This is a genomic window from Proteus sp. PR00208 (assembly GCF_016238545.1).
Taxonomy (GTDB): domain Bacteria; phylum Pseudomonadota; class Gammaproteobacteria; order Enterobacterales; family Enterobacteriaceae; genus Proteus.
In genome coordinates this window covers 1-18,985 of sequence record NZ_JAEHQE010000012.1, presented here as the reverse complement: position 1 = coordinate 18,985, position 18,985 = coordinate 1, and the positions used below count along the sequence as shown (strand labels likewise).

Annotated in this window: 15 protein-coding genes; 10 read left to right on the top strand and 5 right to left on the bottom strand. The window is 37.8% G+C overall.

Annotated elements, in window-relative coordinates; all coding sequences use genetic code 11:
- The first annotated feature begins 31 nt into the window (after window positions 1–31).
- The 3 genes from JEP36_RS09765 to JEP36_RS09755 all read left to right on the top strand — a co-directional run bounded on the left by JEP36_RS09765 (window position 32) and on the right by JEP36_RS09755 (window position 3,815).
- Entirely contained in the window at window positions 32–1,504 is a 1,473-nt protein-coding gene (locus JEP36_RS09765; RefSeq protein ID WP_198619853.1) for a M48 family metalloprotease, read from the top strand.
- A 9-nt stretch (window positions 1,505–1,513) separates the two neighbouring features.
- Window positions 1,514–1,870 carry an arsenate reductase (glutaredoxin) gene (gene arsC, locus JEP36_RS09760; RefSeq protein WP_109373657.1) on the top strand — a complete coding sequence of 119 codons (357 nt, stop codon included), beginning with the start codon at window positions 1,514–1,516 and terminating at the stop codon, window positions 1,868–1,870.
- Between the two features lie 694 nt (window positions 1,871–2,564).
- Window positions 2,565–3,815 carry an MFS transporter gene (locus JEP36_RS09755; protein WP_198630139.1) on the top strand — a complete coding sequence of 417 codons (1,251 nt, stop codon included), beginning with the start codon at window positions 2,565–2,567 and terminating at the stop codon, window positions 3,813–3,815.
- 218 nt (window positions 3,816–4,033) lie between these two features.
- Here JEP36_RS09755 and hda read toward each other — a convergent pair whose 3' ends face one another.
- The 4 genes from hda to upp all read right to left on the bottom strand — a co-directional run bounded on the left by hda (window position 4,034) and on the right by upp (window position 8,495).
- Complete coding sequence (gene hda, locus JEP36_RS09750) at window positions 4,034–4,741, bottom strand: DnaA inactivator Hda (protein ID WP_006533048.1); 708 nt, start codon at window positions 4,739–4,741, stop codon at window positions 4,034–4,036.
- A gap of 225 nt (window positions 4,742–4,966) precedes the next feature.
- Window positions 4,967–6,172: a mechanosensitive ion channel family protein gene (locus JEP36_RS09745; protein WP_088495294.1), complete on the bottom strand. Its 1,206-nt coding sequence runs from the start codon at window positions 6,170–6,172 to the stop codon at window positions 4,967–4,969.
- 285 nt (window positions 6,173–6,457) lie between these two features.
- A complete protein-coding gene (uraA, locus tag JEP36_RS09740; protein WP_109373660.1) occupies window positions 6,458–7,759 on the bottom strand; it encodes a uracil permease in 1,302 nt (433 codons plus the stop codon).
- Window positions 7,760–7,868: 109 nt separating this feature from the next.
- A complete protein-coding gene (gene upp, locus JEP36_RS09735) occupies window positions 7,869–8,495 on the bottom strand; it encodes a uracil phosphoribosyltransferase (RefSeq protein ID WP_023581896.1) in 627 nt (208 codons plus the stop codon).
- Window positions 8,496–8,726: 231 nt separating this feature from the next.
- Between upp and purM the strand changes: the two genes are divergently transcribed.
- From purM to mgtE, 6 genes are all read left to right on the top strand, one after another.
- Complete coding sequence (purM, locus tag JEP36_RS09730; RefSeq protein ID WP_198630138.1) at window positions 8,727–9,767, top strand: phosphoribosylformylglycinamidine cyclo-ligase; 1,041 nt, start codon at window positions 8,727–8,729, stop codon at window positions 9,765–9,767.
- Between the two features lie 13 nt (window positions 9,768–9,780).
- A complete protein-coding gene (gene purN, locus JEP36_RS09725) occupies window positions 9,781–10,410 on the top strand; it encodes a phosphoribosylglycinamide formyltransferase (RefSeq protein ID WP_198619851.1) in 630 nt (209 codons plus the stop codon).
- Window positions 10,411–10,516: 106 nt separating this feature from the next.
- Complete coding sequence (speG, locus tag JEP36_RS09720) at window positions 10,517–11,107, top strand: spermidine N1-acetyltransferase (RefSeq protein WP_088495291.1); 591 nt, start codon at window positions 10,517–10,519, stop codon at window positions 11,105–11,107.
- A gap of 46 nt (window positions 11,108–11,153) precedes the next feature.
- Window positions 11,154–13,235 (top strand): polyphosphate kinase 1, encoded by a 2,082-nt coding sequence (gene ppk1 / locus JEP36_RS09715; protein WP_196532480.1) that lies wholly within the window; start codon window positions 11,154–11,156, stop codon window positions 13,233–13,235.
- A 4-nt stretch (window positions 13,236–13,239) separates the two neighbouring features.
- Window positions 13,240–14,772 carry an exopolyphosphatase gene (gene ppx, locus JEP36_RS09710; protein WP_196532479.1) on the top strand — a complete coding sequence of 511 codons (1,533 nt, stop codon included), beginning with the start codon at window positions 13,240–13,242 and terminating at the stop codon, window positions 14,770–14,772.
- A gap of 232 nt (window positions 14,773–15,004) precedes the next feature.
- Entirely contained in the window at window positions 15,005–16,468 is a 1,464-nt protein-coding gene (gene mgtE / locus JEP36_RS09705; RefSeq protein WP_109373665.1) for a magnesium transporter, read from the top strand.
- Window positions 16,469–16,540: 72 nt separating this feature from the next.
- Here the strand turns inward: mgtE and JEP36_RS09700 are convergent, their stop codons facing one another.
- On the bottom strand, window positions 16,541–16,762 hold the full coding sequence (locus tag JEP36_RS09700) for a hypothetical protein (RefSeq protein ID WP_198625726.1): 222 nt from the start codon (window positions 16,760–16,762) through the stop codon (window positions 16,541–16,543).
- A gap of 772 nt (window positions 16,763–17,534) precedes the next feature.
- Between JEP36_RS09700 and JEP36_RS09695 the strand changes: the two genes are divergently transcribed.
- A complete protein-coding gene (locus tag JEP36_RS09695; RefSeq protein WP_198619848.1) occupies window positions 17,535–18,908 on the top strand; it encodes an MFS transporter in 1,374 nt (457 codons plus the stop codon).
- The last annotated feature ends 77 nt before the right edge of the window (window positions 18,909–18,985 follow it).

The window sequence follows — 18,985 nt, the reverse complement described above, 5'->3', positions numbered from 1 at the left end:
TTCGTTAAGATAGCCATCAGGATACAGTTGTATGAAACTCAGACTTAAAAAACCCTTAGTCGCGCTTCTTGTTTCTGCGTTGCTATCAACATCAGTAGTGCCAGCGAATGCTGCGATTGATATTGAAGACTCTTTACCTGATATGGGAACGACCGCAGGTTCAACATTAAGCATCAATCAAGAAATTGCTATGGGTGATTACTATACTCGCCAACTGCGAAATAGTGCACCATTAGTTTTTGACCCATTACTCTCTAACTATATTAATAATTTGGGACAAAAACTGGTTTCTAACGCCAGCTCAGTCAAAACCCCTTTTCACTTCTACTTAGTTAACAACCCCAATATTAACGCCTTTGCTTATTTTGGGGGAAACATTGTTTTGCATTCTGCCCTCTTTCGATATAGCCAAACAGAAAGCGAATTAGCTTCTGTTATGGCTCACGAAATCACACACGTTACTCAACGACATCTAGCGAGAATGCTTGAAGATCAGGCTAAAACAACACCTCTTGCTCTTGCAGGTGTATTAGGTTCTATTTTGATATTTATGGCAAACCCGAATGCAGGTCTTGCAACCTTTACGGGAAGTATGGCGGGTATGCAGCAAAATATGATCACATTCACACAAATGAACGAGCAAGAAGCAGACCGTATCGGAATACAGACACTCTATCGAGCAGGATTTGATCCCAAAGGGATGCCTGACTTTATGCAAATTCTTGCTGACCAAGTACGATATAGCTCTAAACCGCCTGAAATGTTATTAACGCACCCCTTACCTGATAGCCGTTTATCCGATGCAAGAAGCCGAGCCAGTCAATTTCCTGCTCGGCAGGTTCCACAGTCAGCTGACTTTCTGTTTGCTAAAATGCGTGTATTAACCATGCTGACGAAAAACCCAACATCAGAGAATGCATTACAAACGATACTTGATCAGTTTAAGCAAGGTACTGCTCTTGAAAAGTCAGCCGCAAATTATGCGCTAATACTGCTCTATTCTCGTGATCGCAAATTTGATGACGCAAGAAAATTGCTCACTCCGATGTTAGAAAAAGAACCTAACAATATTTGGCTTATTGATGCCATGACAGATATCGATTTAGAACAAAACCGTGCAGGTGATGCGGTTGCAAGATTACAACTCGCATTAAAGCAAAGGCCCAATAACAATGTCCTTATTGCCAACTTAGCGAACTCATATATGCATAATAAGCAATATAACGAAGCTAATCGCCTACTTTATCGTTATACCTTTGATAACCCAAACGATCCTATCGGCTGGCAATTAATGGCAGAAAATTCAGCCAAACAAGGTGATAGAGCTCATGAATTAGCTGCTTATGCGGAAGATTTAGCACTCAGAGGTGACTTTGAAACAGCGATCCGTTACTTAGGTGATGCAAGCAGACAAGTTAAGCTGGGTAGCAATGATCAAGCTCGCTTTGATGCTCGCATAGACCAATTAAGAAAAATTCAGCAAAGAGACAGCCAATTTAAATAAGGGACAATCATGACCAAAAAAGTGACGATTTATCATAATCCACGCTGTTCAAAAAGCCGTGAAACCTTACATTTACTCGAAGAAATGCAAATAACGCCTAATGTTATTCACTATCTAGATACAGCACCTTCAGTAACGGAGCTTAAAACACTGCTCAAAGCATTAGGTTTTAATGATGCAAGAGAGTTAATGCGCACAAAAGAAGAAATTTATAAAACGCTAAAACTGGCTGATGAAACATCACAAGATGCATTAATTCAAGCAATGCATGAAAACCCTAAACTTATTGAACGCCCTATTGTGGTTGTCGGTAATAAAGCCCGTTTAGGCCGTCCACCAGAGCAAGTAAAAGAACTGTTTATTTAATTTTCAAAATTTAAAGCCCATATTTATGTTCTTACATATATGGGCTTCGCTCTATTTACTTCACTATTAATCCCGCAACCGTTTACTCTCTTTTCTCAATTAATAAATAAATTATTAAATGTTGTTAAATTGTAAACATTACAATTAGCAAAGTGTTTCTTATTTCCACAATAGAAAAAAACCAATCGTTTTATGCTTTCAAAATTTTTCATCTCAACCTCATATTTTTTATGAGTAAGAAATCGCCATTTTTGAAAACTTCTATCGAGATCACACGACATCGTATAAACTCACAATTATAAGAAAAAAATAATCATGTGTTTCATTTATATTGTGACTCAAGTCTCTTTACACAAATGCATTCCTACATATCATGGATATCAGAAAATATGATAGCAGAATTGATAAACAATAAATTCTCGCCAAAATATTTTTTCATTATCATCCAAGAAAGAAATTAACAAAAAACACACATTTAAAACAATACTGCAACACAGCAATAAGCTTTCAATTTGTTATTTACTCTATCTCTTCTTTTATTGTTGTTTTTTTAACTTGATAACAATTAGTCAGTGTGAAACGAAGTTGTAGATGTATATGAAATAAACAACGTTATAGCCAACATTATGGGCAATTAAAACTAACCAATCGCCATTATTGGTGTCGGGTGATTGCTAGGCTAATAGGAAAACAGATGAATATCGTACTTAGATTAAAACTTGTCTCATTCCTCCAGTTCTTTATATGGGGATCTTGGCTTGTAACATTTGCCTCGTATCTCTTTGGAGAGCTGCATTTTAAAGGTAGTGATGTTGGGCTTATTTTCAGTGCTCTTGGACTTGCCTCACTTATCGCACCCGTCATCATGGGATTTATTGCAGATAAAATAAACAACCGCAAATTAGTGTTTATTACCCTGCATATTTTTTCTGCATTAGCATTAGTGTTAATGTCGCAAATGACGACAGTAACCACACTATTTTTTGCAACTTTATTACATTTATTGTTCTTTATGCCAAGTATCTCAATGGCAAACAGCATCATTTTCGAACTGTTAGAACAAAAACATTTAGAGCCTAATAACTATTTCCCTAAAATTCGTGTTTACGGCACTGTTGGTTTTATTGCAGCCATGTGGGTTATTAGCTTCTTAGGTTTAGGTAATAGTTACCACCAGCTCTTCGTTGCAGCGATCGCTTCTATTGTTTTAGCTGTATTTGCAATGTTCTTACCTGCAACTAAAGCAGCTGACAAAAATGAAACTAAAGCCGAAGAAGTGGCATTTAGTATCACTAATATCTTGCAAGTATTTAAAAAGAAAAATGTCGTTGTTTTCTTATTCTTCGCAACACTGTTAGGATCTGTACTGCAAATTACCAATACCTTTGGTGTGCCATTCCTACAAGATATCGCACAATCTCCAAATGCAGATGATTCATTCTTTGCACGTTATCCTTCTGTGTTCTTATCTATTTCACAGATTTCAGAAGTCGTATTTATTCTGTTTCTGCCACTGTTATTAAAACGCGTAAGAATCGAAACGATCGTTTTATTCAGTATGGTTGCTTGGATCTTACGTTTCGGCTTCTTTGCCTACGGTGACTACACATCACTAGGTCAAATCGTCTTATTGTTATCAATGATTGTGTATGGTTGTGCATTCGACTTCTTTAATATCTCTGGTTCACTGTTCTTAGAAAAAGAGATCCCTTTACAATATCGTTCAACAGCACAAGGTATGTTTATGACCTTAGTGAACGGTTTTGGTACTTATTTAGGTGCAATGTTAAGTGGCTGGGTCATTGATTTATATACCACCAATGGTGCGGTTGATTGGAAATCATTCTGGTTAATCTTCACTGGCTACACGGTTGCAATCACTGCACTTTATCTGATTTTCTTACTGGTTCCTCAGAAGAAAGCCAAAATAGTAGAAGCAAACTAATTATTTAACCCTCCTCCTTTATTGTTTGTGTCTCTCGCCGCTTGCCTTGTATAAAGACAAGCGGTTTTTTTATCTTGTGTTTTTATTAGAAAAGACAAAAATAGAAAATTCACCCTTAATAAATAACAAATATTTGTTACCTTCAATGGGTGTTGAATTTGAAAAAGAGAGGTAGGATTGAGATTATTCGCCTCACCTAACGAGATGAGTGAGGCTATTTAAAGTTTGAGTATATCTTTCACAAATGGGATGGTCAGTTTACGTTGAGCAACAATAGAAGCGTGATCAAGTTCATCAAGCATTTCAAATAAGGTGCGCATTTTTCTATCTAAACGTTTTAATACAAAACGACCCACATCTTCAGGTAATTCAAACCCACGAAGTTTTGCTCTTAATTGCAGCGCCTGAATTTTTTCTTCGTCACTTAAAGGTTGCAAACGGTAGATTTGCCCCCAATCAAGGCGAGATGCTAAATCAGGAAGTTGTAACTCTATTTGGCGAGGCGGTCTATCCCCTGTAATTAATAAACAGGTTCGTCCATGCTCTAAAACACGGTTATAAAGGTTAAATAAGGCGAGTTCCCACTCTTCATCACCAGCAATACACTGAACATTATCAATACAAACTAAGGATAAATGTTCCATGCCTTCAAGAACATCGGGAACAAAATAGGCACGTTTATCAAGGGGAACATACCCAACAGCATCACCTTTTAATGAAAGCTCAGCACAAGCGGCATGTAATAGATGGCTCTTTCCACCTCCGTCACGGGACCAGAAATAGATATAACTGCCATGAGATTGATGAATGGCGGTTCGAATTGCCGCGACTAACGACGCGTTTTCCCCTGCATAAAAGCTATCGAATGTCTCATCATCGGGCAGAGATAGTGGTAATGATAGCTGTGACGGCGTATTCAGAAGCACCTCACCTGAATAGTTTAATAAACGTGGTGATTCTAACACAAATTCTCACAAGGTCAGAACCAATATTAAAAAAGCACACTGCACTGATTAAGATAACAGCAAGATCACCGAGATAAGCCTATTTTATATACTCCTATCACCTCTCATTGAAGGGTTTCCTAACTGTACCTCGAGTTATTTAGAGCCAAATCAGAAAGCATTCCGTGTTTAATTAGTTTTACTTTATTATCTGAATTTTAATTTCGCAACATCATTACCAGAAGGTTGCTGATAAATGTCGAGCTTAAAATATTTGGCTGATGCATTTATATACTCAAAAATTTCAGATTGAGTTTCTTCATATTCAACCCAAGTGGTTGCACGAGTAAAACAATATAACTCTACAGGTAGTCCCATTGGTGTAGGTGGCATTGTTCTGATCACTAAATACATATCAGGTCGAACATCACCACGCATTTTTATCCAATTTAGCATGTACTTACGAAATAACTGTAAGTTAGTCACGCCTTTTGTTTCTAACCACTCATTAATATCGCCAATTTCTTCTTCTTTTCCTTCAAGCATCGTTTCTATGCTTTTACGAAGCGGCGCTGTATTTTTTAATTCTAATACTAACTCTTGCGTTGCAAATGAAATCGAAGATTGGTCAATATAAAAACTACGTTTAATCCGACGCCCTCCCGATGAAAACATCGGTTGCCAGTTAGTATATTTTTCGGTCAAAAAGTCTTTGGTTGGAATACGGGAAATTGTATTATCCCAATTACGTACAGTGATCGTATGTAATGCGATATCAATAACCTCACCGCTGATATTACTACTGGGTAATTCAATCCAATCATAAAGCTTTAATACTTTTCCGTTAGAGATAAGAATATTGGCAACAAAAGAGATAAGTGTATGCTGAAAAACAAACATTAACACCGCAGCAATGGCACCAAAGCTTGAGATAATAATAAGTGGTGATTGCTCAGTAAATAACGCAATGATCAGGATAAAAGAGATAATCCAGACCACAATTTTGGCAATTTCAATATAGCCTTTGATGGAATTATTTCGATGCCACGCTTTTTTAGCGTGCCTAATATTGAAGATATCAAGAGCATTATTAAGTAATGAAGCGATATTGATGATAATAAAGGCGCGAGCAACCGTTTCAAAGATAATATTCATTTCAGCTGAAAAAGACGGTAGTAGCTGATTAATATAGAGAACAAGTGTAACTGCAACAATAGATGCGCTCTTTTTAGCAATATCTTCTATGGTTTCTTCATCTGAAAGCTCAGTAAATAAAAAAAGTAAACGCTTTGCTATTCGGCGGAAAATCATTTTGGCGAGAAACCACACCACCAGCAACACAATAACTAAAAATATTGTGGTAAAAATCTGCTTTGATGTAATGAAATCATAAATTTCAATCAGCTTTTCCATAAATTACGTTATACCTTTTTTGAAACACCCCAACCTTAAAACGAATATCACTTAAATAGCAGATAAAATGCCTATTTCGCATAAGAACAGACCCCCATTGTCTCATTTATTTTATTTAAATAAACATCATGATTGAATTAATCATGCTTTTCTAAGTTTTTAATACTTAAAATATCAAAAATCTTAGTTTTTAATATGACATAAAAATAAAACACAATAAAAAAGGTGGAGATCATCCACCTTTTTTATTAATTTCAGCATATTGCTTTAGATTTTCTTAATCGATTACTTTTTGTTTGCTGTACCACTAACCGATTCAATGGTGTTATCCACTAATTCTGTTTCAGGGCGAACAACACTCACTAATTTAAAGATCAAGCTTAAAACAATACCCACGATGGTTGCTAATGCCATGCCTTTTAATTCAGCAGCACCAATTTGAATGGAAGCACCACTCACACCGACAATCAGAATAATGGCAGTTAATATCAAGTTTTGCGGTTTATTATAATCCACTTTTGAATCTAACAAGACACGAATACCTGATGCACCAATAACACCGTAAAGCAGTAATGAAACCCCACCCATAACAGGAACAGGTACAGCAGCGATAGCCGCAGCCAGTTTACCGACACAAGATAATAAGATAGCGAGAATTGCCGCACCACCAATAACCCATGAGCTGTAAACCTTAGTGATAGCCATAACACCAATGTTTTCACCATAAGTGGTATTAGGTGTTGAACCAAAGAAACCCGAAATAATGGTAGAGAAACCGTTTGCGAACATAGAACGATGTAAACCTGGGTTTTTCATTAAATCGCGTTGTACAATATTTGCTGTAACAACAAGGTGCCCAACGTGCTCAGCAATAACAACTAATGCGGCAGGTAGAATAATAAAAATAGCACTCCATTCAAAACGCGGTGAATAGAATGTCGGTAGTGCAAACCAGTTAGCTTCTTTAATTGGTGTAATATCAACAACGCCCAAGAAGAAAGAGAGTGCATAACCTGCTAATACCCCAATAAGAATAGGAATAATAGCAAGGAATCCTCTAAACATCACAGAGCCTAAGATAGTCACACCTAAAGTCACCATAGAAATAAGCAGTGTCTGACTATCAACTGGTGCATCTGCACTTGGTAATAATCCTGCCATTCCCGCAGCGGTTCCTGCTAATTCAAGCCCGATGACGGCAACGATTGCGCCCATTGCCGCAGGCGGGAACATCACATTAATCCAGCCTCGCCCTGCTATTTTGACAATACCAGCAACGATACAAAATAACACACCACAGACGATGAATCCCCCAAGTGCTAATTCATACCCTAAAGGTAACAACAAAAGCACAGGTGAGATAAACGCAAAACTTGAACCTAAATAAGCAGGAATGCGTCCTTTACAAATAAAGAGATAAAGCAGGGTTCCGATCCCGTTAAATAATAATATTGTTGCCGGATTAACTTTAAATAAAATTGGCACAAGTACGGTGGCGCCAAACATTGCAAACAGATGCTGAAGACTCAACGGGATTGTTTGTAATAATGGTGGGCGCTCTTCTACCCCGATTGCACGACGAGTCATGCTTACGACCTCTCTTTAATATGAATGTGAAATTGGTTTGTATATTTCTAACTATAGAACAAGATAATTAGGTTCAAAAAAAAGCCGACTATCAAAGTCGGCTTAATTATTATTTTGTACCAAATATCTTATCACCAGCATCGCCAAGACCTGGAACGATGTACCCGTGCTCATTAAGATGGCTATCAATAGATGCAGTATATAATTCCACATCTGGATGAGCTTCTTCTAATGCCTTAATACCTTCTGGAGCAGCAACCAGTACTAATACTTTAATTGAAGTACAACCCGCATTTTTTAATAAATCAATTGTGGCAATCATAGAGCCGCCTGTTGCTAACATAGGGTCAACAACAAGAGCCATACGCTCTTCAATATTGGATGCTAATTTCTGGAAGTAAGGGACGGGTTTTAATGTTTCTTCATCGCGGTAAACGCCAACTACACTGATTCGGGCACTAGGAATATTTTCTAATACTCCGTCCATCATCCCGATACCTGCACGGAGGATAGGAACTACTGTGATTTTTTTTCCTTTAATCTGTTCTATCTCTACCGAACCACACCAACCTTCTATTGTTACCGTCTCTGTTTCTAAATCGGCGGTAGCTTCATACGTCAGTAGACTGGAAACTTCTGAAGCCAGTTCACGAAAGCGTTTAGTGCTTATATCATGATCTCGCATCAGCCCCAATTTATGTTGAATGAGTGGGTGTTTTACCTCAACGATCTTCATAATTTCTCCTAATGTACGACGCAGCCTGACAAAAAAATCGCGAGATTATACCGCTTTTTTGCCAACATTCCATCGTTTTTCTATTGATATTGATCAAGCGCACAGCTTTTAACCACACCAACATGAATAATTGTGACCTATAAAGAAGATCCTCGCAAACGTTTGCTTTGCCTGTTAGAATAGCGCCCGCACACATTTTTTCTTAACAGCAACTTGCCGTGAGGGCTCTACGTGACTAACAAATCCTCTCTCAGCTATAAAGATGCCGGTGTCGATATTGATGCAGGTAATGCTTTAGTCGATCGTATCAAAGGTGTAGTAAAAGAAACCCGCCGTCCTGAAGTTATGGGGGGTTTAGGTGGATTTGGCGCACTTTGTGCAATTCCATCTAAATACCGCGAACCTATTTTAGTTTCAGGCACAGATGGCGTAGGAACTAAACTTCGCCTTGCAATGGATTTAAATCGCCATGATGACATCGGGATTGATTTAGTCGCAATGTGTGTCAACGATTTAATTGTTCAAGGTGCAGAACCCCTTTTCTTCCTTGACTACTATGCCACAGGAAAATTAGATGTCGATACCGCAGCACGCGTAGTAACAGGTATTGCAGAAGGTTGTAAGCAATCTGGTTGTGCATTAGTCGGTGGTGAAACTGCTGAAATGCCAGGAATGTATCACGGTAATGATTATGATATCGCAGGCTTTTGTGTCGGCGTGGTTGAAAAATCAGAAATTATCGATGGCAGCAAAGTTAAAGCTGGCGATGCTCTAATCGCTTTAGCATCAAGTGGTCCTCATTCTAATGGTTATTCATTAGTCAGAAAAATTCTTGAAGTCAGCAATACACAAGCTGAAAACACATCATTAGGCAATAAATCATTAGCTGATCACCTATTAGCCCCTACTCGTATTTATGTAAAGTCACTACTTTCATTAATTGAAAATGTGGATATCCATGCTGTGGCACATATTACAGGTGGCGGATTCTGGGAAAATATTCCTCGTGTATTACCTGAAAAGACGCAAGCGCGTATTGATAGTAAAAGCTGGGAATGGCCACTGGTTTTTAAATGGTTACAAGATGCGGGACAAGTCAGCACACATGAAATGTATCGCACCTTTAACTGTGGTGTTGGATTGTTAATTGCCGTTAACCCAAATGACGTTGAAAAAACATTAGCACATCTTGCTGAGTGTGGTGAAAACGCATGGTTAATTGGTGAAATTGCGCCACAAGCTGTGGGTGAAGCACAAGTTATTATTAACTAATGAAAACATGTGAATGAAAAATATTGTCGTCCTCATCTCAGGAAACGGCAGCAACCTACAGGCGATTATTGACGCCTGTAGGGCAAATAAAATCACGGGTAATGTGGTTGCTGTCTTAAGTAATAAAGCTAATGCGTATGGTCTTGAACGGGCAAAACTTGCTGATATTCCAGCATATTTTGTTGATCCAACTCTATATAATGACAGAGCTGATTACGATAAAGCATTAATTGAAAAAATCGATGCTTATCAGCCCGACATTGTGGTTTTAGCCGGTTTTATGCGTATTTTATCGCCTGATTTTGTGACTCATTATCAGCATAAATTATTAAATATTCATCCTTCTTTACTTCCTAAATATCCCGGATTACACACTCATCGCCAAGTTTTAGCGAATAAAGACTCTTTTCATGGCGTTACCGTCCATTTTGTTACAGAAGAACTTGATGGTGGTCCCATGATTATTCAAGCTCGCATTCCTGTTTTACCAGATGATACTGAACAATCATTACAAACAAGAATACAAGCAGAAGAGTATCGTATTTATCCATTAGCGATCGGTTGGTTAGCTGACGAGCGATTAAAAATGCAGAATAATCAAGCCGTTCTCGATGATATTGCGCTTTTCGACAACCTTGATTGACTATTTCGTTTAAGATAAAAAGTCACATTGTGCTACACTGTAGCCCGCGTGACTTTTTTTATGTCACCCTTTTCTCTTTTTATTCAATGCATTCACCGAGGTGCTTATGTCCGGTGGTAAGAAAGTTCCACCTATAAAATTACGTCCTCTCGAACGAGAAGATCTCTCTTTTGTCCATCAACTTGATAATAACGCCAGCGTTATGCGCTATTGGTTTGAAGAGCCTTATGAGGCTTTTATCGAGTTAAGCGACCTTTATGAAAAACATATTCACGACCAAAGTGAACGCCGTTTTATTGCCGAAAGTGACGGCACTAAAGTTGGACTTGTCGAGTTGGTTGAAATTGATTATGTTCACCGTCGTGCTGAATTCCAAATTATCATCGCTCCTGCGCATCAAGGCCATGGATATGCTGCACGCGCGGCGAAACTTGCGATGGATTATGCATTTTCTGTACTTAATTTATACAAACTCTATTTAATCGTCGATAAAGAGAATGCTAAAGCGATTCATATTTATGAAAAGCTTGGCTTTAAAAAAGAAGGTGATTTAATAGATGAGTTTTTTGTTAACGGTGCCTACCGTTCTGCGATTAGAATGTGTACTTTCCAAGCACCTTATTTTGAACAAAAAGCCAAAGAGGCGAAACCCGAGAATTTTGTTAAACCGGGTGCAACTATTAAGCAACACGTCTGATTTATTCAGATATTAAGTTTTAACTTTAACCCTTGTTGGAGTTCAGATGTCCCAGGAACGACTCTATATTGATAAAGAGATCAGTTGGCTTGCGTTTAATGAACGTGTATTACAAGAAGCGGCTGATAAAAGAAACCCGTTAATTGAAAGAGTCAGGTTTCTGGGGATCTATTCAAATAATCTTGATGAGTTTTACAAGGTTCGTTTTGCCGATGTAAAACGCCGTATTTTGATTAATGAAGAACGTGGCTCACGCTCTGCATCAAGCCATGCTCGTCATCTTATAAAGAAAATTCAATCAAAAGTAGCTAAAGCCGACCAAGAGTTTGATGCTTTATATAATGATTTGTTACTTGAAATGGCGCGAAACCAAATCTTTTTAATTAATGAACGCCAAATCTCGCCTAATCAACAAATCTGGTTACGCCAATATTTTCGTCAAAATTTAAGAAAACACATCACGCCTATTTTAATTAATCCTGAAACAGACTTGGTTGAGTTTCTTAAAGATGACTACACCTATTTAGCGGTTGAAATTGTGCAAGGGCAAATTATTCATTATGCCCTGTTAGAAATTCCGTCAGATAAAGTACCTCGTTTTGTTATTCTGCCGACAGACCAAGGGCGTAGTAAGAAAAAATCCATGATTTTATTGGATAATATTTTACGTTACTGTCTTGATGAGGTGTTTAAAGGCTTCTTTGATTATGACTCATTAAGTGCTTATTCCATGAAAATGACGCGAGATGCAGAATACGATCTTGCAACAGAAATGGAATCAAGTTTACTTGAAATGATGTCATCAACATTAAAACAACGCCTTACCGCAGAGCCTGTCCGTTTTGTTTATCAACGCGATATGCCTGATGAAATGGTGGCGTTGCTGCGCAGTAAATTAGGTTTATCGAATAATGACTCCGTCATTGCTGGTGGTCGTTATCATAATTTTAAAGATTTTATTAACTTCCCAAATGAGGGTAGTAAATTTCTATTAAATAAGCCTATTCCTCGTTTACGCCATATTTGGTTTGATAACTTCCGTAATGGCTTTGATGCGATACGTGAGCGTGATGTTTTGCTCTATTATCCTTATCATACCTTTGAGCATGTGTTGGAATTGTTGCGCCAAGCCTCTTTTGACCCAAGTGTTATCTCAATCAAAATCAATATTTACCGTGTTGCTAAAGACTCTCGAATTATTGATTCGATGATCCACGCTGCGCATAACGGCAAACGTGTCACGGTAGTTGTTGAGTTACAAGCACGTTTTGATGAAGCAGCGAATATCCACTGGGCAAAACGCCTGACTGAAGCGGGCGTTCACGTTATTTTCTCTGCACCGGGTTTAAAAATTCACGCGAAGTTATTTATCATTTCACGTTTAGAAAATGGTGAAATCATTCGCTATGCTCATATCGGTACGGGGAACTTTAACGAAAAAACAGCGCGTCTTTATACTGACTATTCACTATTAACGGCTAACACTGAAATTACCAATGAAGTACGTCGCGTTTTTAGCTTTATTGAAAACCCTTATCGCCCTGTCACCTTTGAGCATTTAATGGTTTCGCCACAAAACTCGCGCACCCTTTTAAATCAATTAATCACCAATGAAATTCACAGTGCACAAGCAGGGCATCCTGCGGGTATTACATTAAAAGTGAATAATTTAGTTGATGAAGAATTAGTTAATCGCCTTTATGACGCTTCAGAAGCAGGCGTAAAAGTACGACTGTTAGTTCGAGGAATGTGTTCTTTAGTGCCTAATCAGCCGGGATTTAGTGAAAACATTCAAGTAACCAGTATTGTTGACCGCTTTTTAGAGCATGATCGTGTTTATGTTTTCACCAATAAAGGGGATGAAAAAATCTTTCTCTCCTCTGCCGATTGGATGACGCGAAATCTTGATTATCGCATTGAAGTTGCAGTAGCTTTGCTTGATCCTCAACTTAAACAGCGCGTTCTTGATATACTGGATATTCAATTTAATGACACCGTAAAAGCACGTTATATCGATAAAGATTTAACAAATAGCTATGTTCCTCGTGGAAATAAACGTAAAATCCGTTCCCAGCTTGCTGTCTATGAGTATATTAAATTGTTAGAACAACCCGGTTCACGAGCGTAATTTTATGCCTTTATCACAAGATGACTCTTCACCACGTCCTTTAGAAATTGCGGCTATTGACCTCGGTTCTAATAGTTTTCATATGATAATTGCGCGTGTTGTTAATGGCGCATTACAAGTCTTAAGTCGTTTAAAACAGCGAGTTTATCTTGCTGATGGACTTGATGATGATAACGAATTAAGCGAAGAGGCTATGTTACGTGGGCTCTCCGCCCTTTCCCTTTTTGCTGAAAGGTTACAGGGTTTTCCCGCAGAAAATGTCACCGTCGTGGGAACACACACTTTGCGTGTCGCCACTAATGCGAAAGTCTTTCTTCAACGAGCCAAAGAAGTTATTCCTTATCCTATTGAAATTATTTCAGGGCATGAAGAAGCTCGACTTATTTTTATGGGAGTTGAGCACACTCAATCTGAAAAAGGTCGAAAGCTCGTTATCGATATCGGTGGTGGCTCAACAGAATTGGTTATTGGTGAAAATTTTGAGCCAATTTTAATCGAAAGCCAACGCATGGGTTGTGTTAGTTTTAGCCGTCAATTTTTCCCAGAACAAAAAATTAGCGAATCTGCTTTTCGCAAAGCGCGAGAAAAGGCAGCGCGTAAAATGGAAAAAATTGCATGGCAATACAAAATGACTGGCTGGGATGTGGCTTTAGGGGCATCAGGAACAATTAAAGCGGCTCATGAGATCTTAGTTGAGTTTGGTGAAAAAGACGGTGTTATTACTCCAGAACGCCTACTTATGCTCACTAAACAAGTTTTACGATTTAAGAAATTTAAAGATATCGCCCTTCCAGGTTTATCCGATGAACGTAAACATGTTTTTGTACCAGGTTTGGCGATTTTATGCGGTATTTTTGATTCATTAGGATTAAAAGCCCTACACCTATCTGACGGTGCATTACGTGAAGGTGTGCTTTATGAAATGGAAGGCAGATTTCGCCATCAAGATATCCGCCAGCGCACAGCTAAAAGCCTTGCAGAACACTATAATATCGATAGAGAACAAGCAAAACGTGTTCTTGAAACTATGCAATCTCTTTACGCTCAGTGGGCACAGCAAAATCCTAAGCTAGTTCGCCCTGATTTAGAGGCTATTTTAGTTTGGGCTGTTATGTTACATGAAGTGGGATTAAGTATTAATTTAAGTGGATTACATCGCCATTCTGCTTATATTCTTTCAAATACTGATTTACCTGGCTTTAATCAAGAGCAACAACTGTTATTAACAACTCTCGTTCGCTATCACCGAAAGGGGATCAAGTTAGATGAGTTACCTAAATTTAATCTTTATAAAAAGAAACAGTATTTTCCACTCGTACAAATACTAAGATTAGCAACTTTACTTAATAATCAGCGACAATCGACGACAAAACCTGCATCTTTGCGTTTAGTTACAGATGAAAATCATTGGACGCTTTATTTTCCTGCAAATTATCTTTCTGATAACACATTGATGGAATTGGATTTAGAAAAAGAACAAGAACATTGGCAGTCAGTTCCGGGGTGGAAACTGGATATAAAAGAGGAATCTGCTTAACAATATGATATTATACAGAAAAAGACGCTAGTCAATGCGTCTTTTGTTGCATCTATCATACAACAACTATCACATAACAACATAGGTTTGATTTGTGACGATAATATGAACATCACCAACGCAATATTGTTCAAGATTCATATTTTTTATACGGAGAAGACCGATAATCATCCTAAAATGGAATAATTAGTGTCAATGGTTATCTCCCTCGTAAGAATTAAAAAGGAATAACATGTCTCAACCAGCTATCAACAATGATACTGCGGCTGCCATCAATCCGTATTCACAAAAAGTGGCACACCTGCGTCAGCAAATTTTGAGCATCTTTCTCGAAGATGATCATTTTGTTGAAACCGTTTTAGGTGAAGCAAGTGAAAATGATAGGCTGAGCCACCATGAACTTCATGAAAAAATCACCACTGTTAGAGAATTACTACAAGATCTACACGCGGCAGATATTGCAGATATTCTTGAAGCCCTTCCCTATGACGAACGTCTCGCATTGTGGCATTTGGTTGATAATAATGAACGTGGTGCTGTTTTAGTCGAAGCTTCTGTCGCCGTTTGGGACAGCTTAATTAAAGATATGACTGACCGTGAATTATTACGATCGGTCGCCACATTACATGTGGATGAGCAAGCGTACATCGCAGAGCACTTACCTCGCGATACGATGCGTCGACTTCTTACCTATTTAGAACCAAGTCTGCGTAATAGAATAAGAGAAGTTCTTCAATATCCAAAAGACAGCGTCGGCCAGATGATGGATTTTGAGTTCGTCACTGTGCGAGGTAATGTTACGTTAAAAACGGTACAGCGCTATCTACGCCAACGGGGTTCTATTCCTGAAGCAACGGATAAAATTTTCGTTATTGATAATAAAAATCATCTGTTGGGCGAGCTTCCATTAACCACTGTTTTGACGCAATCTCCTGATAAGCTTGTCTCTGATGTAATGAAAACAGACACCGTGAGCTTTATGCCAGAAGAAAAAGGCGAAGACGCGGCGGGTGCGTTCGAACGTTACGACTTAATTTCTGCGGCTGTTGTTGATAGTAATGGTCTTCTAATGGGGCGATTAACTGTTGAAGATATCGTTGATAACATGCATGAAGAGAGCGATACCAATCTTCGTCGTATGGGTGGTTTGAGCCCAGAAGAAGACGTCTTTGCACCAGTCGGACAAGCGGTTAAAACACGTTGGACTTGGCTTGCTATCAACTTATGTACTGCTTTCGTTGCCTCTCGTGTTATTGGTGTGTTTGAACACACCATTTCCCAATTAGTCGCTTTAGCAACACTGATGCCAATTGTTGCTGGTATTGGGGGAAATACAGGTAATCAGACTATCACAATGATTGTCCGTGCATTAGCTCTACACCAAATTCAAACTGGAAGCTTTTCTTTCTTAATTTTAAGAGAACTTGGTGTTGCCTTTATCAATGGTATTGTGTGGGGAGGGATCATGGGAATTGTCACCTTCCTTCTCTATGGTGACCTTGCAATGGGTGCCGTGATGACAATGGCAATGGTGCTCAACCTGTTAATGGCTGCCATTATGGGCGTATTAATACCAATGACGATGATAAAATTTGGTAAAGATCCTGCCATTGGTTCAAGCGTTATGATAACCGCTATTACGGATACAGGTGGTTTCTTTATCTTCTTAGGTTTAGCAACTATCTTCTTAGTTTAAGACATTTTCTCATTACACTAACGCCACTGATAATAAAATGCAGTGGCGTTTTTTATATCAATCAAACAAATATTAAGCCGTTGTTGATAGGTAATAATAGACAAGCAACAATGCAATAACCAATGAAGTAATAAAAGTCTTTTTAACAGAGGCACTTAATAGATAACTGCCATTTTGATTGGTGTCATTAAGCATGGCTTTTAGTACTAAACCACCACCTAATGCAACGATAGAAAGTGATGCGAACAAAATAATTGCAGCTAAAAGAACAGCACTCATTGAAATAGAGACCATAAATCCTCCGACAGTTCAATTGACTTACTGATGTAATTATAACCAACAATCACTTTTTTGACGCTTATTTTTGTTTTTATTTCTAATTCGACAATAAAATTCAAAAAAATCACACAATGCATAAAAACACAAAAATATGATTATACACCAAAGATTTATTGGCATTGAATTTCAATTTCATTGAAATTTTTGAAATTTAAGTTTATCAAAAATATTTTTAACATATAGCAGAATATTCTAGTAATCTATTTTCTATCAGATCATATCTTTCATTATTGATGAGAATAACTTTCTTAATTATCTAATAATTACTTTATTAACGAAAAATAATAAATTAAATTATGACTGAATTTATTATTCAATTTATAATTTAAATCGTAATAAATATATTCAATATAATATCTATTTTATTTGATAATATCGAAATTTCACTTATTAATAAGCATTGTAATATTTTTACAATATATCAATAAAGAAAATAAAATAAGAGTTTAATATTAAGTATCTACAATTAAACCACATAAAAACACAAGAAATAATAATAATAAAGTTCATTTCGTTGTTTTAATTTCATCTATTTACATTATTAAGAGCTTCCTGTTATAACTTAAACCATCATCACAACATTATTCTTTCTCGCATAAATAGCCTATAAATAACCATTCGATGTTATTTATTTTCACCCTATTTTATTCGTTAATTTTCAAAGAATTTACTTGTGATCTTATTACGCATTATTTTTTTATCACGATGATTATTATAGGTTGTAATTATGACATCACAATCACACTCCACTCAGCCGTTGAGTCAACCTACGGCAAGACCATTGAACCGCAACGACTATAAAACGTTGGGTTTATCCTCGCTAGGGGGAACGTTGGAGTTCTATGATTTCGTGATCTTCGTGTTCTTTACGAAAACATTGAGCCACTTGTTCTTTCCCGGTGATAACGCCTTTATTGCACAAATGCAGACATTAGGTATTTTTGCTGCTGGTTACCTTGCCCGCCCTTTGGGTGGCATTATTATGGCACACTACGGAGATATTATTGGACGTAAACGCATGTTTACCTTAAGTATCTTCTTAATGGCTGTACCAACATTAGTTATTGGTTTATTACCAACTTATGCCAGTATTGGTGTTGCTGCACCATTATTGTTGTTGTTAATGCGCATTATGCAAGGTGCGGCCATTGGTGGTGAAATGCCAGGTGCTTGGGTGTTTATCGCAGAGCACACGCCAAAACAACGTTATGGCTTAGGTGTAGGAACATTAACCTCAGGCATTACAGGCGGTATTTTATTAGGTTCAATCGTGGCAATTATCGTTCAACGTAGCTATACCAGCCAAGAAGTAAATGACTTTGCATGGCGTATACCGTTTATTTTAGGTGGCGTATTCGGTTTGATTTCTGTCTACTTACGTCGCTTCTTACAAGAAACACCTATCTTTAAAGAGATGGCTGCAAAAAAAGCCTTAGCACAAGAAATGCCTGTGGTTTCAGTTATTAAAAATCACAAGCAAGCGTGCTTAATTACTGCTGCATTAACATGGTCTTTATCAACAGCTATTGTTGTCACCATTTTGATGACCCCCGGTGTCATTGTTGAAGGGATCTACAAAATTGATAGAACGACATCATTAGAAGCGAACTGCGTTGCAACATTAACCTTAACCTTAGGTTGCATATTCTGGGGTTGGATTAGTGACAAATTAGGAACACGCGCGTCAATGACATTATCATGGGGTGGTTTGATTGTTACTGCATTCCATTTCTATGGCAGTTTAGATGCAGCAATGTCAGGTTTTCAGTTAGCGTTTAACTATGGTTTGATGGGCTTTTTTGTCGGGGCGATTGCAACTACACCTATCGTTAGCACAAGAGCATTTCCACCATCAATTCGTTTTTCTGGTTTGTCTTTTGCTTACAATATGGCTTATGCCTTATTCGGTGGATTAACGCCAATGTTAACAGGAATATGGTTAGAAAAAACTGCAATGGCAGGTGCATATTATGTTGCAGGCGTATCATTATTAGCTATTGCAGTCGCTTTCTTACCTTTAGCTTATAAAGGTTGGACGGCTGTAAAACCCACCACAAGAGAAAAAGATGTTGCATTGCAGATTGATAAAGTGGTCAGTTAGGCCTTTATCAATATCACAAAATCGTTCTACCAGTCCCCTTATACAATACCGCCCTTAATCAGGGCGGTATTTTTTTC

Bases quoted from the DNA above. Each gene is read 5' to 3' on its own strand.
- uraA (WP_109373660.1), bottom strand. From the start codon at position 7,759: ATGACTCGTCGTGCAATCGGGGTAGAAGAGCGCCCACCATTATTACAA.
- JEP36_RS09755 (WP_198630139.1), top strand. From the start codon at position 2,565: ATGAATATCGTACTTAGATTAAAACTTGTCTCATTCCTCCAGTTCTTT.
- JEP36_RS09695 (WP_198619848.1), top strand. From the start codon at position 17,535: ATGACATCACAATCACACTCCACTCAGCCGTTGAGTCAACCTACGGCA.
- purN (WP_198619851.1), top strand. From the start codon at position 9,781: ATGAAAAATATTGTCGTCCTCATCTCAGGAAACGGCAGCAACCTACAG.
- JEP36_RS09700 (WP_198625726.1), bottom strand. From the start codon at position 16,762: ATGGTCTCTATTTCAATGAGTGCTGTTCTTTTAGCTGCAATTATTTTG.
- ppk1 (WP_196532480.1), top strand. From the start codon at position 11,154: ATGTCCCAGGAACGACTCTATATTGATAAAGAGATCAGTTGGCTTGCG.
- arsC (WP_109373657.1), top strand. From the start codon at position 1,514: ATGACCAAAAAAGTGACGATTTATCATAATCCACGCTGTTCAAAAAGC.
- mgtE (WP_109373665.1), top strand. From the start codon at position 15,005: ATGTCTCAACCAGCTATCAACAATGATACTGCGGCTGCCATCAATCCG.
- speG (WP_088495291.1), top strand. From the start codon at position 10,517: ATGTCCGGTGGTAAGAAAGTTCCACCTATAAAATTACGTCCTCTCGAA.
- ppx (WP_196532479.1), top strand. From the start codon at position 13,240: ATGCCTTTATCACAAGATGACTCTTCACCACGTCCTTTAGAAATTGCG.
- JEP36_RS09745 (WP_088495294.1), bottom strand. From the start codon at position 6,172: ATGGAAAAGCTGATTGAAATTTATGATTTCATTACATCAAAGCAGATT.
- JEP36_RS09765 (WP_198619853.1), top strand. From the start codon at position 32: ATGAAACTCAGACTTAAAAAACCCTTAGTCGCGCTTCTTGTTTCTGCG.
- upp (WP_023581896.1), bottom strand. From the start codon at position 8,495: ATGAAGATCGTTGAGGTAAAACACCCACTCATTCAACATAAATTGGGG.